General features: G+C 65.8%; 13 protein-coding genes. 4 read left to right on the top strand and 9 right to left on the bottom strand.

The genetic code is table 11. From position 1 onward, the window contains the following. The 4 genes from VGF12_RS00270 to VGF12_RS00255 all read left to right on the top strand — a co-directional run. On the top strand, positions 1-891 hold an 891-nt coding region (locus VGF12_RS00270), incomplete at its 5' end, for an ABC transporter substrate-binding protein (RefSeq protein WP_331174044.1). Between the two features lie 19 nt (positions 892-910). After that, positions 911-1,855, top strand: coding sequence for an ABC transporter permease (locus tag VGF12_RS00265; protein WP_331174045.1), 945 nt, complete (start codon positions 911-913; stop codon positions 1,853-1,855). Next, the gene (locus VGF12_RS00260; protein WP_331174043.1) at positions 1,852-2,664 is read left to right on the top strand and encodes an ABC transporter permease; all 813 of its coding nucleotides are present in this window, start codon (positions 1,852-1,854) and stop codon (positions 2,662-2,664) included. The genes VGF12_RS00265 and VGF12_RS00260 overlap by 4 nt, the downstream gene beginning before the upstream one ends. Then, entirely contained in the window at positions 2,664-4,316 is a 1,653-nt protein-coding gene (locus VGF12_RS00255) for an ABC transporter ATP-binding protein (protein WP_331174042.1), read from the top strand. Before VGF12_RS00260 ends, VGF12_RS00255 begins: the two co-directional genes overlap by 1 nt. A gap of 111 nt (positions 4,317-4,427) precedes the next feature. Here the strand turns inward: VGF12_RS00255 and VGF12_RS00250 are convergent, their stop codons facing one another. The 9 genes from VGF12_RS00250 to VGF12_RS00210 form a co-directional block, all read right to left on the bottom strand. Next, positions 4,428-5,303, bottom strand: coding sequence for an ABC transporter permease (locus VGF12_RS00250; protein ID WP_331174041.1), 876 nt, complete (start codon positions 5,301-5,303; stop codon positions 4,428-4,430). A 73-nt stretch (positions 5,304-5,376) separates the two neighbouring features. Next, positions 5,377-6,213: an ABC transporter ATP-binding protein gene (locus tag VGF12_RS00245; protein ID WP_331174040.1), complete on the bottom strand. Its 837-nt coding sequence runs from the start codon at positions 6,211-6,213 to the stop codon at positions 5,377-5,379. 2 nt (positions 6,214-6,215) lie between these two features. Next, positions 6,216-7,229 (bottom strand): ABC transporter substrate-binding protein, encoded by a 1,014-nt coding sequence (locus VGF12_RS00240; RefSeq protein WP_414709950.1) that lies wholly within the window; start codon positions 7,227-7,229, stop codon positions 6,216-6,218. 559 nt (positions 7,230-7,788) lie between these two features. Continuing rightward, entirely contained in the window at positions 7,789-9,024 is a 1,236-nt protein-coding gene (locus tag VGF12_RS00235) for a sensor histidine kinase (RefSeq protein WP_331174038.1), read from the bottom strand. A gap of 128 nt (positions 9,025-9,152) precedes the next feature. Then, positions 9,153-9,809 carry a response regulator transcription factor gene (locus tag VGF12_RS00230; RefSeq protein ID WP_331174037.1) on the bottom strand — a complete coding sequence of 219 codons (657 nt, stop codon included), beginning with the start codon at positions 9,807-9,809 and terminating at the stop codon, positions 9,153-9,155. Positions 9,810-9,987: 178 nt separating this feature from the next. Next, on the bottom strand, positions 9,988-11,229 hold the full coding sequence (locus tag VGF12_RS00225; RefSeq protein WP_331174036.1) for a TolC family protein: 1,242 nt from the start codon (positions 11,227-11,229) through the stop codon (positions 9,988-9,990). Then, on the bottom strand, positions 11,226-11,528 hold the full coding sequence (locus VGF12_RS00220; protein WP_331174035.1) for a DUF3240 family protein: 303 nt from the start codon (positions 11,526-11,528) through the stop codon (positions 11,226-11,228). Before VGF12_RS00220 ends, VGF12_RS00225 begins: the two co-directional genes overlap by 4 nt. Beyond that, positions 11,521-14,622, bottom strand: a complete 3,102-nt coding sequence (locus VGF12_RS00215) for a CusA/CzcA family heavy metal efflux RND transporter (protein WP_331174034.1) — start codon at positions 14,620-14,622, stop codon at positions 11,521-11,523. Before VGF12_RS00215 ends, VGF12_RS00220 begins: the two co-directional genes overlap by 8 nt. Next, entirely contained in the window at positions 14,622-15,695 is a 1,074-nt protein-coding gene (locus tag VGF12_RS00210; RefSeq protein WP_331174033.1) for an efflux RND transporter periplasmic adaptor subunit, read from the bottom strand. Before VGF12_RS00210 ends, VGF12_RS00215 begins: the two co-directional genes overlap by 1 nt. Positions 15,696-15,987 lie beyond the last annotated feature (292 nt).

Below are 15,987 nucleotides of genomic sequence, written 5' to 3'. Positions count from 1 at the left end.
AACAAGACCGCCGAGGTAGGCCGGATCCGCTACGTGATCATCCCCGACTCGTCGGCAGCCAAGGCCGCCCTGCTGTCCGGCAACATCGACCTCGACTACGACGTCCTGACGGAGAACATTGCCGAGCTGAAGACACGCAAGGAACTCATCCTTGAGTCTGCGCCGTCGATGGACAAGCAAGCGATCCTGTTCCAGACCAGGAACTCGCTGTTGAAGGACCCACGGATGCGCCGCGCCATAGCGCTGTCGCTGGATGTGCCCGAACTGGTGTCAGCCGTGACCACCGATACCGCGCAGGCATCGCGTTCCATCCTGTCGGTCGCCAGCGGTCTTCACAAAGCGGCCCAGGCCGCCGTACCGAAGCGAGACCTTGTTCAGGCCCGCCGGCTGCTCGCCGCAGCAGGCTACCGGGGCCAGCCCATCAAGCTGCTGACCACCAAGCGCTTCGACAGCCTCTACGGCATCGCCGTGATGGCCCAGGCGATGGCCCAGGAGGCGGGGATCCGCCTAGAGATCGAAGTCCTCGAATGGGCGACCCTGCTCGACCGCTACAACAAGGGCGACTATCAGGCGATGGCATTCGCCTTCAGCGCCCGCCTCGATCCGGCCCTGGCCTTCGAGATGATCGCCGGGGACAAGGACAAGCAGCCCAGAAAGGTCTGGGACGCCCCGGATGCGCTGGACCAGGTTGCGCGCCTGTCTCGCGTGACCGATGCGCAGGCTTACCAGGCGCTCCTCGACCAGCTTGAGGCAGGACTGCGCGACCAGGTGCCCGCCGTGTTCCTGTACTCAAGCGTCACCACCAGTGCCGCCCGAAAGAACGTCAAGGGATACCGGTCCTGGGTCTTTGGCGAAGCCCGCCTGTGGGGCGTTTCCGTGACCAAGCCTTGAGTGCGACGCCATGAATTCACTGCTTCTCTACCTGCTGCGCCGCATCGCCTGGACCCTGCCGACCTTGCTCCTGGTCAGCGTGTTGGTGTTCGCGCTGATCCGGCTGATCCCCGGTGACCCGGCCCTGCTCATCCTCGGAGACGGCGCCACGCCCGAGCAGATCGCAGCCCTGCGCGTCAGCTTCGGGCTGGACCAGCCGCTGCCGTTGCAGTTCTTCCATTGGTTGTGGCAGGTCGCCCAGGGCGACCTGGGCCACTCGATCACCACCGGGCAACCCGTCCTTCCGTTGCTGTTGGAGCGCTTTCAGGTCAGCGCCTCGATCGTCCTGGTCGCCGTCGCGCTGGCCGTGGCGCTGGCCGTGCCGGCCGGGCTGTACGCGGCCTGGAAGCAGAACAGCTTCGCGGACACCGTGGTCGTGGTTGCCGCCACGCTCTTTCTCTCGATCCCCAGCTTCTGGCTTGGCCTGCTGCTGCTGCTGTTCGTCGGACTCAAGTTGGGCCTGGTGCCGGTGGTGGGCTACACCCCGTTCAGCGAGGGCGGTTTCGCCGCCCTCACCTACCTGGCGCTGCCGATCGTGACGCTGACCCTGATCGAACTCGGCGTGCTCACGCGGATGGCGCGCGCAAGCGCCATCGAGACGCTGCGCCTGGAGTACGTGACCCACGCGCGGGCCAAGGGACTGTCCGAGTGGCGCGTCATGCTGCGCCATGTCCTGCCGAACGCGTTCGCGCCCACCTGGACCCTGATCGGCCTGGTCCTGGGCAACCTGCTGGGCGGCATCGCGGTACTAGAAACCGTGTTCACGCTTCCTGGCCTGGGGCGGCTGCTGGTCGACGCCATCTTTGCACGGGACTATCCCGTGATCCAGGCCTGCATGCTGTTCACGGCCGGCATCTACGTCATCGTGAACCTGGTCGTGGACCTGTGCTATCCGCTGTTTGATCCAAGGGTATGCGTGTCATGAAGCTGCGAGTCAATGCCTGCTTGGGAGGCCTGCTGGTGGGCTGCGTCGCGCTGATGGCGCTGCTGTCCGTTTTCTGGACCCCCGCCGATCCCTTGCGCCTGAACCTGAAGCTGCGCCTGCAACCGCCTGGCGGACAGTTCCTGCTCGGCTCGGACGAGTTCGGCCGCGACGTCCTTTCACGGCTGATGGCCGGCGCCGGCACCAGCTTGCTCGTCGCCGCCCTGTCGGTGCTGCTTGCGCTCGCACTGGGGGTACTCATCGGCCTGGTCGCCGGCTACCTGCGCGGCTGGGTGGACCGCGTCCTGATGGTCTTCGCCGACGCCTTGCTGGCATTTCCCGGCATCCTGTTGGCGCTGGGCGTGATGGTGATCGTCGGAGCCGACAAATGGAGCATCGTCCTGGCCCTTGGCCTGGCCTACGCGCCGACGGCGGCGCGGATCGTCCGGGGCACGGTGCTGTCGCTGCGGGAGAAGGAGTTCATCGAAGCTTCCCGGGTGATCGGCAACTCGGACCTGCGGACCATCTTCGTGCATCTGCTGCCCAATTGCGTCGCACCCATCGTGGTACTGGCCACCTCCATGTTTGGCTGGGTCATCCTGGCCGAGAGCGCGCTGAGCTTCCTGGGCCTGGGCATCCCACCACCAGCGCCGACCTGGGGCAACATGCTGTCCTCCGGCCGACCCTACATGGAATCCTCCGCCTGGCTGGGCATCGCGCCCGGGGCCTGCATCGCAGCCTCCTTGCTGGGCATCAATCTGCTGGGCGACGCGTTGCGCGACTGGCTCGACCCGCGCATGGAGCAATCCTGATGAACACCCTCCCCGCAGCGACGCCGCTGCTTTCGGTGCAGGGCCTGACGGTGCTGAGCCCGGCCGGTCGACGCCTGATCGACAACGTCTCGTTCGCCATCCAGGCTGGGCAGGTGCTCGCCCTGGTGGGCGAATCGGGTAGCGGCAAGACCCTGGCGGGCCGGACCGTGCTGCGCCTGCTGCCGCCCCAGCTCAAGCAGGTGAGCGGCACGCTAACCTTCGCTGGCCAGGATCTCGCGAGCCTGCCCGAGAGCGAGATCCGCAAGCTGCGCGGCAGCGCGATGGGCATGGTCTTCCAGGAGCCCATGGTGTCGCTCAATCCCGCCATGCGCATAGGTGAGCAGCTCTGCGAAGGCCTGCTGCTGCACGAAGCCCTCTCGCGCGCCGAGGCCCACGAACGGGCCGTCGCAATGCTGCGCCGGGTCCGCATCGCCGACCCCGAAGCCTGCATGAAGTCCTTCCCCCACCAGTTCTCCGGCGGGATGAGGCAGCGCATCATGCTGGCCTCCGTCATGCTCGTGAAGCCGCGCCTGCTCATCGCTGACGAGCCGACGACCGCGTTGGACTCGCTGAGCCAGCGCGAGGTCATGGAGATCATGGCTGAGCTGACGCGAACGGAGGGCACCGCGGTGCTACTGATCACCCACGATCTCGGCCTGGTCGCGCGCTACGCCGACACGGTCGTCGTGCTGGAGAAGGGGCACCATGTCGAATCGGGTCCTGCCCGGCAGGTGCTGACAGATCCGGCCAAGCCCTACACCCGCAGCCTCATCGACGCGCTGCCCCAACGCCGGGACAAGTACCGCACGCAGACCCACGGCGAGCCCCTGATTGAAGCCCGTGCGCTGACAGTGAGCTTTCCGGGCACCAGCAGCTGGCGCTCCAAGGCATCACCGAAGCGGGCCCTGAACGGCGTCTCGCTGGCGGTACAGCCGGGTGAGGTGGTGGCCATCGTGGGCGGCTCCGGCTCAGGCAAGACGACGCTTGGGCGCGCGATGCTGGGCCTGCTGCCTATCGAATCGGGCGAACTGCGCTACCGCGGCCAGCCCGTACCGCGCCACGGCGCGGCCGCGGCACGCGCTTTCCGGCTCGACTGCCAGTTGGTGTTCCAGGACCCGTACTCGTCGCTGAACCCTCGGCGGCGGATTGGCGATGCCGTCGGCGAACCGCTGCTCCACGTGGCTGGGCTCTCGCGCGAGCAGCGGCACCAACGTGTCGGCGCGATGCTGGCCGAGGTCGGCTTGGCAGGCTTCGAGGACCGCTACCCGCACGCCCTGTCCGGTGGCCAGCGGCAGCGAGTCGCCATCGCCAGGGCCCTGATCGGCGAACCCGGCTTCGTCGTGGCGGACGAGCCGGTCTCCGCGCTCGACATGAGCATCCAGAAACAGGTGCTGCAGTTGCTGAAGACCATGCAGGCGCAGCGACGCTTTGCCTGCATGTTCATTTCCCACAACATGGCGGTGGTGTCCGAGATCGCCGACCGCATCGTCGTCATGGACGGCGGCCAGATCATTGAGGAAGGCAGCGTGGCCGACATCTTCGACCGGCCGCAACAGGCCTACACACGCAGCCTGCTCGAGGCGGCCACCACCAGCGATCTGCTAGCCGAACTCGGCAATGGGCGCGAGGCGCTGCCCGCATTGCCGGTCTGAGCGCGTTGAGCGACGCGGCCGAGCACCAATGGCTGGCGGCGTCTCGTTCATGCCCGCACATCGGCGATGAACCAAATGAAACGGCCGCATCAGATGCGGCCGTTTGCATTGTCAATTCAGATCATGACTTGGCTGTGGTCGCCACTTCGCGAGGCGATTCTCAACCCGGGTCATCAAATACTCGGCCATCAGCGCCACCACCATGATGATGACGATCGCGGCATACATGCCGGCGGCATCGAACGAACCCTTGGCGATATTGATCAGCAGGCCGATGCCATAGCGGGCGCCGACAAACTCGCCGACGATCGCACCGACGATCGCGAATCCGAAGCTCACATGCAAGGACGCGAAGATCCAACTCATGGCCGAGGGGATTACCACCGAACGAGTCAACTGCCAGTCGCGCGCGCCCAGGATCTGCGCATTCGCCAACAGGTTCCTGTCGGCTTCCCTGACGCCCTGGAAAGCGTTCGAGAAGACCACGAAGAACACCATCACGAAGGACAGCGCCACCTTGGACGTCAGGCCCAGGCCGAAGATCATGATGAAGATCGGCGCCAGGACCACGCGCGGCACCGCGTTGATCACCTTGATGTAGACCGAGAACACGTCCGCCAGCATCCGGTTGCGCCCCAGTGCGATGCCGGCCACGATGCCGGCCACCGAGCCGGTCACGAAACCGAGGACCGACTCCTCCATGGTCACCCACAGGTGGTACCAGAGCGGCCCCTCGGAAGTGCCCTCCACCGTCCAGGTGTAGAGGCGCTCGGCGATGTCCGACGGCTTGGAGAAGAAGAACTCGTCGATCAGCCGGGTACGGGCCAGCAACTCCCAACCACCAAGAAAGACCACCAGGATCAGGTAGCGCCAGAAGTAGACCTTCTGGATGCGCCGGCGGCGCGCCAGCGCGGCCGCCGCCTCGATCTCGGCGGCGGACGTGCCAGCCGCCATGGCGACCGGCGTGCTCAAACTCATGTTGCTCATGGGGCCTCCTTCGGCCTGAGATCTGGTCCTGCGGGCAGGAGCGCGTCGGCTGGGATCGACGGAGCGCGGCGGGTCATGGCTGAACCTCGGCCACGCGGGCTTCTTCGTGCGCGGCACCACGCATCACCTCGTCCCGCAGGTCGTTCCAGATGGTCTGCGATATCTCGATGAACCTCTTGTCGTAGCGAATCTCGCTGACGACACGCGGGCGCGGAATGTCAATCGTGTAGACCGACTTGACCGTCGCCGGTCCAGCAGTCAACACATAGACCTTGTCGGCCAGCGCTATCGCCTCCTCGAGATCATGGGTGACGAAGACCACCGAGGCCTTCGATTGCGACCACAGGCGCAGCAGCTCGTCGTGCATCAGCACGCGGGTCTGCACGTCAAGAGCCGAGAAAGGCTCGTCCATCAGCAGGATCTGCGGCTCGTTGATGAAAGTCTGCGCCAGCGACACACGCTTGCGCATGCCACCCGACAGCTGATGCGGATACTTCGCCTCATGGCCCGACAGGTTGACCCGGGCCAGCCACTCGCGGGCGCTTGCATACGCCTGCTCCTTGGCCATGCCGCGGAACACCGGACCGGCGACCACGTTGTCGATCACGCTGCGCCAGGGGAACAGCGCGTCGGTCTGGAAGACGAAGCCGATGCGCGGGTCGATGCCGTTGACCGCGCCGCCCATCACCCGGACCTGCCCCGAGGAGGGGGCAGCCAGGCCGGTGACCAGGTTCAACGTCGTCGACTTGCCGCAGCCGGTCGGGCCCACCACGGCAACAAACTCGCCGCGCTCGACCGTCATCGTGAAGTCTCGAATGGCCGTCATCGACTTGCCGTCGGGTGTCAGGAAGCGGCGGCTGACCCCGAGCAGCTCGATGGCCGGTCCGGGAGATTGCGCGGAAGTGCTCATGGCTACTTCACCTGCAAGACGAACTCGGTCGTGTACGTCTTGGACAGATCGATCTTCCTGCCCTTGACGTTCCTCGAGAAGGCGGAGAGCACCGACAGCACGGTTTCCGGCCCGCCCTTGGGCATCACGCCATCCACCGTGAACATGCCCTTGCCTTGCTCCAGTGCCTTGACATAGCTCTCCGGATCGCCGGCATAGAAATCCTTGGGCATCTGGGCAGCGATCTCAGCAGCGCTGTGCGAGTGGATGTAGCGCAGCGTCTTGACGAGGGCATTGGCCAGCTTCTGGACCGCCGGCTTGTTCTTCTGCACCCAGTCATTGGGCATGTAGAGCGAGGCCGCGGGATAGTCTCCACCCAGAGCCTCCCGGGTCTTCTCCGGGGTTCGCAAATCAACCAGGACACGCGCCGCACCGGTCTTGAGCAGGCGCGAGATGGTCGGCTCGGTCGTCATGCCGGCCTGGATCTTGTCCTGCTGCATGGCCATGATGAAGGTGGATCCAGCGCCGACGGGTAGCGAGCTGAAGTTGCCCAGAGGCACGCCGGCCTTGACCATCAGAAACTGAGTCAGGAAGTTGGTCGATGAACCGAGGCCCGTCACGCCCAGGTTCTTCCCGCGCAGATCGGCCATGCTCTTGATCTGCGGGTACTTGTTCGAAACAAGTTCGACTTCGCCCGGCGCATGGCTGAGCTGCACAACGGACTGGATGTACTTTCCCTTGGCCTGCAGATCGACACAGTGATCGTAGAAGCCGATGACGCCCTGCACGGCGCCGGCCAGCATCTCGTTCTCGGCATCTACGCCCGATGCTTCGTTGAGCAGCTCCACGTCGAGCCCCTCGTCCTTGAAGTAGCCCAGCCGCTCGGCAAGCTTGGCAGGCAGATAGATCTGCTTCTCATAGCCGCCCACCATCAGCGTGATCTTCTCGGCAGCAAGAGCCTGCGCTGCCACGTTCAGCAAAACCGCCGCCGATGCAAGACGTATCCATTTCAATTTCACAGCTGTCTCCTTCTTCATTGACGCGGCACTCCGCGCCGGTTTCTTCGAAATTTGGCGAGCACGGGCGATGTCCGCCCTTCCTTGACATCCCGCCCACGCTCGCTCAGTCACGACCCACGCGAGCCCCTTGCAGCAAGCCGGGGATTCGGATCGAGCCCGGACCAAGGGAACGAACACCACCGATCACTCTCGGGCAGCGCCAATCTCGCCCAGGCAAGTTTGCACTATTTATACTTAAAGTGCAATTGACTCGCCAAATTTGCGAACAGATCGCGCATTGATTGCTTTTTATTGTTTTTTTTAGCATTGAAAAAACCGAACTACACAGTCGGATCCATGCCATGCCGAGGCGGGTCGAGGACGGTCCTTGAGGCCCGCCAAGCCTCGGTCGCAGCGCATGGTCAGGGGCGCCCTTGACTGCCGCCTCGCTACCTACGGAGTACTCTGCACGAAGGGAGTCGTCATCGGTTCGGCACCCTCCGCCATCCGCCCGTATGGCCGCGCGTTGGCAGGGATCGACCGCTGCTCAGCGGCTCCGAGTGCAGGGGCGAACGGGAGGTTCGCCCTCAGGACGTGTCTACGATGACCGGGTGGTTGAGTGCCGATGTGCGACTACCCATGCATCGGGAGCAGCGGGCTGGTTGGATAGCCAGAGCTCCACGAGAAAACCGAGCTGATCAGGCAGAGGTCGCGGCAGCTCCAGCTTGCCGCCATGTGCCTCCGCGACGAGGGTGGCCAAGCGCAGACCAAGCCCAAGGCCCGAACCGACTTCACCAACTCTTAGCGCGCCTTGAACCTCATGCCACCTCGCTTCGGTGACTCCGTCTCCATCGTCTTGAACGCGAAGGCACACGTTCAGCGGACCGATTGACCCGTGCAATCGCACGTGACGCGCATTGAACCTCACGGCGTTGTCCAGCAGGTTGACCAGCGCAATGGTGACCAGGTTCGGATCCGCGATGAATTCGACGTCCTCCTCCACGATGACATCGAGCCCCTCGACGGGAATATCAGCTACCAGCGCTGAGAGGCAACACACCCTCAACTCCAGACCCCAGTCCTCGCCCGCCCTGAACAGGGCCAGCAACGACTGCACCACGCGAGTCAGACGTGTGAGCGCCGCCCTGGCTCGCTCCAGCCTATGCGGCACCCCGCTTGTTGGCCCCCGCTGGGCAAAGGCCAACTGCGCATCCATGCCCGCCAGCGGTGTGCGCAAGGAATGCGCCGCGCATGCGGCGAAGGCCTGCTCCGACTTGACCTTGTGCGCCAGCCGTCGACCGAGAACGCACACGGCCTCCGAGATAGCGGCAGTCTCCTCACGCTGGCCCTGCGCAGGTTCGGTCGAAGGCCTCAAAGGGTCATAGGTCTCTATCTGGCGCGTCAGTTGCACCAGGGGCTGCAAGGCGCGATCCACGCGCTGCCGCAGCAAGGCAGCCCAGAGCAGACTGACCGTCAAGGCCGCAAGGAGAACGGTACCGATGGCTTCGTAGCGAGCCTCATTGCGCTCATTGCCGACCTGAGCCACATACAGCATCTGCGGTGAGCTTGCGACCATGGGGATGCCGTACACGCGCCATTGGCTGCCGTGATCGAACCATTCGGCCTGCGTCACGTCGCTGAAGCTGGCAGCCGGGGCCTTGTGGGAGCGACGGATGACCTGCCCTCGCGAGTCCACAATCTGCCAAACGAACTTCTCGTCGTGGGCAGGGGCAGGTAGAACCTGCGGCAACGAGGCGGCTCCATCGCTCAACTGCGGCGCGGTCACCAGGACGCCGTACATGACTTCAGCAGCCTCGCGCAGCGCTTCGTCCAACAAGTCGTCAACCTTGTGGCGCACTGCCCATGTAACGGTGAAGGCAAGGACTACGAGCCAACCAATGGCAACGACGGTCGTCAACCGCAGAAGCTCTCCGCGCAAGGAGGGAAACGGCCTACGCGCAGTCATTTGGGTACGCGGTAGCCAAGGCCGCGAACGGTCTCGATAAGGTCTCGACCCAGCTTGCGGCGGAGATTGGACACGTGGACCTCCAGCACGTTGCTGCTGGCGTCGCCGTCAAAGCCCTGAGAAAGCGACTCCAGCTCCGAGCGCGTCACCACTCGACCGGCTCGGGAAACGAGTGCCTCCAGCAACGACCACTCCCGCGCCGTCAGCTCTATGGGCACATCGTCTCTCCACACTGCACGGCCCGGAAGGTCGACGCTGACGTCACATGGGAGCATGAGGCGAGGCGCCCCTTGAGCCAGCTGACGCCTGCGCACCGCACGCAGCCTCGCCACCAGTTCCTCCGGTGGAAATGGCTTGACGAGGTAGTCGTCGGCGCCACTGTCTAGCCCGTGAATGCGATCCTGCAGGAGGTCACGCGCGGTCAGCACGAAGATGGGCATGGTGCGGCCTTGCGCCCTCAACTGGCGAACCCAGTCGACACCAGAGCCGTCGGGCAACTGCCAGTCGATCAGCAGCACATCAAAGGGCTCCCCGATCACGGCACGCGCATCGCCGAGCCGCTGCAACCAGTCCACCACGTGCCCTTCCAGGCGAAGAAAGCCTGTCAGCGCCTCACCGAGCGTGACGTCGTCCTCTAGCAAAAGCAGCCGCATATTGTCCTCATGGCGCCGGCAGCACGCTAACACCACCTGTGTCAGGTTTGTGCTCGCCAATGCCGGTGACGAGCATGGCTTGCACCGCGCGATGGCGGACGCCCTCCGAGTTCATGGGCATCCAAGAAGAACCGATGCCTGCGCCCACGCGTGGTCTCGCATCACGACTGGCTGCGCCTCAATCATGTTCAAGGTCCCACACCTGATGGGCATCAATGAGCAGCCGCGCCTCCCAGCGAAGTGCCTCGGCCTGGGCGTCCAGCGCCGCCGCACTGCCGAGCGCAGCCTGACGACGCGCGAGCAGCAGGGTCTGGAGGTCAGACTCGCCGAGGGTGTAGGCGCGCTGCGCCAGGCGCGCGCTCTCGGTCGCCAACCGTGAGGTCTCACGGCTCAGAAGCCAGCGCTCGCGGGCGCCCTGCGCATCGGCCCAGGTCTCACGGGCCTGCAGGTCTACCTCGCGGCGCATCTGCTCCAGGGCGGACTCGGACATGTCTGCCTCGCGGGCGAGCTGCAAAGAGCGCTGCTCGCGGTGGGTGCCGCCAAGGGGCAATGTGAGACTGAGCCCCAGCAACCGTTCGCTGCCACGCGCCTCGCTGGCGATGAAGGCGCCGACGACCGGATCGGCCACCCGGTCGGCGCGCGCGCGCGCCGCAGTCAATCGCGCTCGCCGGAGCTCCGCCTGTCGCGCCTTGATCCCGTCTGCTTCTTCCATGACGCGGGCATGCCATGCGGTTTCCACCAATGCAGGCTCCCCGATGTCACCAAGCATCGCTTCGGCTGGCACCTCGGCGCCAAAGCGCGCGCGCAGCGCTGCTCTGGCTTTGGTCAGAGCCGACCGCGCGAGGATCAACTCGCGCCGCGTGTCGCCCGCTTCAGCCTGGGCCTGCTGCTCGTCCAGCAACGAGGCGTCTCCGGCACGGCGACGCTTCTGAACGGCAGCCAGGTTGGAGTCGGCCAAGGCAACCTGGCTGGCGGCCAGGCTTTCGCGATGACGTGCAGCCAGTTCGGCAATCCACAGGTCAGCCAAGGCACGGGCGGACTCGTGCCGCGCCTCGCCCAACAGGGCTCGGGCCAGCTCGCGCTCGACATCGCCGAGCTGGGAATCCAACGCCGCCTTGCCATTGACGCGCACGGGACGCTCCAGATGTGCCTGCCATTCCCTCGATGGCGAGCTGCCGTCCTGCAGTTGGCGCCGCTGAGCCTGCAGCCGCAGCGCCCATTCGTTTGCTCCCGTCGACAGCGCCTGCGCTGCATGGCCGGCCGCAGCAGTGCCATGGCGAGCGAAGGCCACACTGGCGTCGCCCTCTATCCACGCTGCGGCCTGGGAAGTGGCGGGCAGCCAGACGGGCGTCGGCAAGGACTCCGCCTGCAGCGTAGTGGCCAACAGCAGGCCAAGCACGGAAGTGACGAGCTGCCTCACGCCAGCTCTCCCTGGCACAGCACGTCGGTCACCCAGTAGCGCACTCCGCTACGGGGCAGCTCGCGCTGCAATTCGGCGAGCAGTCCGCCCAGTTCGGCCTCGGGCACTACCAGATGGATCAGGCCGGCCGCGCTGCGGCCACTGACCTGCTCGGCCGCGTTCAGACGGCCGTGGGCAAATCCATGAGCGTGAGTGGGCGCGCTGGTGAAGACACCTGTCTCGCCCAGCGAGAGCAGCAGGTCGACGACGCGTTCTTCGACGGTCAGCGGGCACAGCAGGTGCAGGCAGCGGTCATTCATGAGCAACCTCCAGGGTGGCAAGGCCTGCGGGCGCGGGCCGGCCGTGACGCAGGTAAAGCACCGGCAGCAGGATGAGCGTGAGGGCGGTGGCGGTGATGAGGCCACCAATGACGACGATGGCCAGCGGCCGCTGGATCTCGGAGCCCGGACCCGTGGCCAGCAGCAGCGGGATCAGGCCGAAGGCGGTGATTGAGGCCGTCATCAGCACCGGCCGCAAGCGGCGATGGCAGCCCTGGATCACGCTGTCCTGCAGCGACAGTCCTTCGGCGTGCAACTGGTTGAAGCAGCTGACAAGCACCACTCCGTTGAGCACCGCAATACCCAGCAGCGCGATGAAGCCGACCGAAGCCGGCACCGAGAGGTACTCGCCGGTGACCCACAGGCCAACGATCCCGCCCACCAGTGCGAAGGGGATGTTGCTGAGCACCAGCAGCGACTGCCGCACCGAGCCGAAGGTCGAGAATAGGATGATGAAGATGATGCCCAGCGCGAGCGGCACGACGAGACCAAGTCGCTCAGCCGCACGCTGCTGGTTCTCGAACTGCCCGCCCCAGCTCAGCCGGTAGCCGGTCGGCAGCTTGACCGCGGCCGCGACCTTGAGACGGGCCTCCTCCACGAAGCCGACGAGGTCGCGCCCTTCCACATTGGCAATGACGACGCTATAGCGGCTGCCGAGTTCGCGATTGACCTGCACTGGTCCACCGCTGCGCAACAACGTGGCCAGGCTGCGCAGCGGCACCGCGTGTCCGTCCGGAGTCGCAATCTGCAGAGCTTCGAAATCTGCCGGCGACAGCCGCACCGACTCGGGGCCGCGCAGCAAGATGGCGGTACGCCGCACGCCTTCGATCACCTGGCCGGCGCGCTGTCCCTCGACCTGGGCGCGCAGGGCGTCCTGCACGTCCTCCACCGTCAGGCCGTGCTGGCCGGCGGCAAGCCGGTCGATGGCAACGCGCAGGTACTGCACGCCGTCGTTGCGCACGGAATAGACGTCCTGGCTTCCTGGGACTGTCTTGAGCACTGTCTCGATGCGGCCGGCCAGCTCATTGAGTACGGCCAGGTCTGGTCCAAATACCTTCAAGGCCAGATCGCCGCGCACGCCAAGGATCATCTCGGACACGCGCATGTCGATGGGCTGGGTGAAGGAATAGCGGATACCGGGCATGCCGTCCAGCACTTCGCGGATCCGGGTGATCAGCGCATCCTTGTCGGGAAGCTGCCACTCCTTTCTCGGCTTGAGGACGAGGAAGGTGTCGGTCTGGTTCAGACCCATCGGATCCAGGCCAATCTCGTCGGCACCCGCGCGGGCCACCATGCCTTGGATTTCCGGAATGTGGCTGAGCAACGCCTGCTGCAGCTTGAGATCCAACGCGGCCGACTCCTCCAGGCTGATCGAAGGCAGCTTCTCGATGCCGACGATGAGGTCGCCCTCGTCCATCGCCGGCAGAAAGGTCTTGCCTACGCGCGTGTAGACACCGGCGGCCAGCACGAGCAGCAGCACCGCGACCAGATAGACAGCCTTCTCGCGCCGCAGGGCCATGCCAAGCAAGGGCGCGTACAGGCGCTGCAGCTGGCGCACCAGCCAAGGCTCCTTATGCGAGGCCTGACGGATCAGGAAGCTCGCGACGACGGGTATCACCGTCAGCGACAGCAGCAGCGAGCCGGCCAACGCAAAGACGATGGTCAACGCAACGGGGACGAAGAACTTGCCTTCCAGGTTCTGCAGCGTCAGCAGCGGCAAGAAGACGGTCACGATGATGAGCACGCCCGCAGCAACCGGCGAGGCCACCTCGCGCACCGCGCGCAACAGTACGTGCAGGCGAGGCAGTCTGCCGGCTGCGCGCTCCTGCCCAAGGTGCCGCACGACGTTCTCCACGACCACGACGGCAGCATCCACTAGCATGCCCAGTGCGATGGCAAGGCCGCCAAGGCTCATCAGGTTGGCCGACATGCCCCAGAGCCGCATGGCAATGAATGTCCACAGCGCGGCCAGTGGCAAAACAAGGGCGACGGTCACCGCCGCCCGAAGGTTCCCCAGAAAGGCGCCCAACAGCACCAGTACCAGCACGGTGGCCTCGAGCAGGGCCTTGGAGACCGTGCCCACGGCCTTGTCCACGAGCTGGGCCCTGTTGTAGAAGGGCTTGATGGTCACGCCACGGGGCAAGGTTGCCTGGAGCTCATCGAGCTTGTGCGTGACGCCCTCGATCACCTTGCGTGCGTTCGCACCAGCAAGGCCGAGCACCAGACCCTCCACGGCTTCGCCCTGCCCGTCCTTGGTGACGACGCCGTAGCGCGTCAGGCTGCCCAGGCGCACCTCGGCGACGTCGCCGATGCGCAGCGGCACGCCGTTGCGGCGAGAGATGACCGTGGCCGCCACGTCATCGGCCGTGCGCAGATTGCCCTCGGCGCGTACGAGCAGCACCTCGTCGCCATCGCCCAGTCGGCCGGCGCCGTCGTTGCGGTTGTTCTGCTCGATGGCTGTCTTGAGCGCCGCCGTCGAGAGCCCCAGGACCGCGAGCCGCGCCAAGTCGGGCACCACCTCGAAGGCACGCACCTTGCCACCGAGCGAATTTACGTCCGCGACGCCGGGCACGGTGCGCAGGGCCGGACGGATGACCCAGTCCAACAACGCGCGGCGCTCCTCCAGGCTCATCTCCGGCGCCTCGACGGTGAACTGGTACATCTCGCCCAGGGGCGTCGTGATGGGCGCCATGCCTCCGCTCAGTCCGGGCGGAAGCTCGCCCTGAATGCCGGACAGGCGCTCCGCCACCTGCTGGCGCGCCCAGTAGATGTCCACGCCGTCCTCGAAGTCCACTGTCACGTCGACGATGCCGTACTTCGAGACCGAGCGCAGCATTTTCTGACGGGGGATGCCGAGCATCTCCACCTCGATGGGCGCCGCGATGCGGGTCTCGACCTCCTCCGGCGTCATTCCCGGGGCCTTCAGGATGATCTTGACCTGGGTGCTTGATACGTCCGGAAAGGCATCGATGGGGAGCTCACGGAACGACCACCAGCCGAACCCTGCCAGCAACAACGCGCCAAGCAGCACGAAGAGGCGCTGGGACAGCGCGAACTGCACAAGGCGGGTCAGCATCAATCGCCCCCGCCGTGGCCCAGCCAGGCCGACTTCAGGGCCACGACAGCCCGGACGGCCACATCCTGGCCGGCCTTGAGCTCTCCGATGACCTGGGTGACACCACCTGCACCACCGCTCATACGCACCGGCGTAGCTACGAAGCCGCGGGTGCTGCGGACGAAGACAAAGGCACGCCCTTCATGATGGAAGACGGCCGCCTGCGGCAGCACCCAGCCAGCGCCGCCCGCCTTCGGGACACTCACCTGTACGACCTCGCCTGGCCGCAGCAGCGCTGCGCCGCGCGTGACGCGAGCGCGCAGCGTCTGGGTCTGCCCCTCGCCCACCAGCGGCCCAAGCGACTGTGCGACGGCCGAAACATCACGCCCCACCAAGGCGAGCTGTTGCCCCGTGGCCACCGCGGCGCCAACCGGCAACTGGACCTCCAGCCATACTTCGCGCGGGTTGGCCAGGCGCAGCAGCGCATCGGCCTCGCGCACCCGTTGGCCCGGGCGCACGTCCAATGCCGTCACCCAGCCGGCTGAGCGGGCATGCACCGTCAGTCCGTCGTCCAGACGACCACCGGCGGCGACGCGGCTGATGGTCGCATCGCCAACGCCGGCCAGTCGCAGGGCGGCCTCGGCCTGCCGCTGTGTGGCCTCCGCCGAGCGCTGCGCAGCCTTCGCCTCCTGCACCCGCCGCTCCGGGATGATTCCCTCATCGAACAGGCGGCGTTCACGGTCCAGCGCGTGCCGGGCCAGTTGCAACCGCGAGCCCGCCTCCATCAATCGCAACTGCATCTCTCCCAGGGCCGAACTGCTAAGGCGCAGCAACGACTGACCGGACTTGACTGCATCCTGCGGCCCCACCAGAACCTGGGTCACGACGCCGTCCACCGGTGCGCTGATAAGCATGTCCAACTCCGGTGGCAAGGTCACCTTGGCGGGCGCCGGTGCACCGACGGTGGCCGAGGAGGCGGTCAGCTTCTGCAAGCCAACGCCGAGCGACTGCAGTTGCGCTGGGTCGACCACAAACTCGGGCGCTGGCTCAGCGGCGGCGTGGCAGGCAATGCCCGCCAGAAGGGCGAGCAACAAGCAGCGCCGAAATAGACAGAACACGGTTTACCCCCATCAGGTGCTTGGGCGCCAGCCAGCCCCTCGGGACTGAGCCGGCACAGACATGCACACCCCACGCCTTCGGCCACAGGGGATGCTTGTCATAAGTGTGGGAGCCTCCCCTTAAGCACGCCTGAAGCTCGCACAAGCACCGCGACTAAGTCAGGCACTTCCACCAATAGGCTCGCAAGCCCTCGTTTGCGCCGCGGCGATCAGCGGTTCACTGCAGCAGCGCGGGCTCGCCGACGGTCAGCGATGTCCACGCAGGCTG

It is taken from the genome of Roseateles sp., from assembly GCF_036404855.1.
GTDB lineage: Bacteria > Pseudomonadota > Gammaproteobacteria > Burkholderiales > Burkholderiaceae_C > Pelomonas.
The sequence above is the reverse complement of the archived record's forward strand: the minus strand, read 5'-3'. Positions and strand labels throughout refer to the sequence as shown.

What these genes read in the sequence shown, in the direction of transcription:
- VGF12_RS00215 (WP_331174034.1), bottom strand. Translation starts at nt 14,622, where the DNA reads ATGCTGACCCGCCTTGTGCAGTTCGCGCTGTCCCAGCGCCTCTTCGTG.
- VGF12_RS00250 (WP_331174041.1), bottom strand. Translation starts at nt 5,303, where the DNA reads ATGAGCAACATGAGTTTGAGCACGCCGGTCGCCATGGCGGCTGGCACG.
- VGF12_RS00220 (WP_331174035.1), bottom strand. Translation starts at nt 11,528, where the DNA reads ATGAATGACCGCTGCCTGCACCTGCTGTGCCCGCTGACCGTCGAAGAA.
- VGF12_RS00240 (WP_414709950.1), bottom strand. Translation starts at nt 7,229, where the DNA reads ATGAAGAAGGAGACAGCTGTGAAATTGAAATGGATACGTCTTGCATCG.
- VGF12_RS00255 (WP_331174042.1), top strand. Translation starts at nt 2,664, where the DNA reads ATGAACACCCTCCCCGCAGCGACGCCGCTGCTTTCGGTGCAGGGCCTG.
- VGF12_RS00245 (WP_331174040.1), bottom strand. Translation starts at nt 6,213, where the DNA reads ATGAGCACTTCCGCGCAATCTCCCGGACCGGCCATCGAGCTGCTCGGG.
- VGF12_RS00230 (WP_331174037.1), bottom strand. Translation starts at nt 9,809, where the DNA reads ATGCGGCTGCTTTTGCTAGAGGACGACGTCACGCTCGGTGAGGCGCTG.
- VGF12_RS00260 (WP_331174043.1), top strand. Translation starts at nt 1,852, where the DNA reads ATGAAGCTGCGAGTCAATGCCTGCTTGGGAGGCCTGCTGGTGGGCTGC.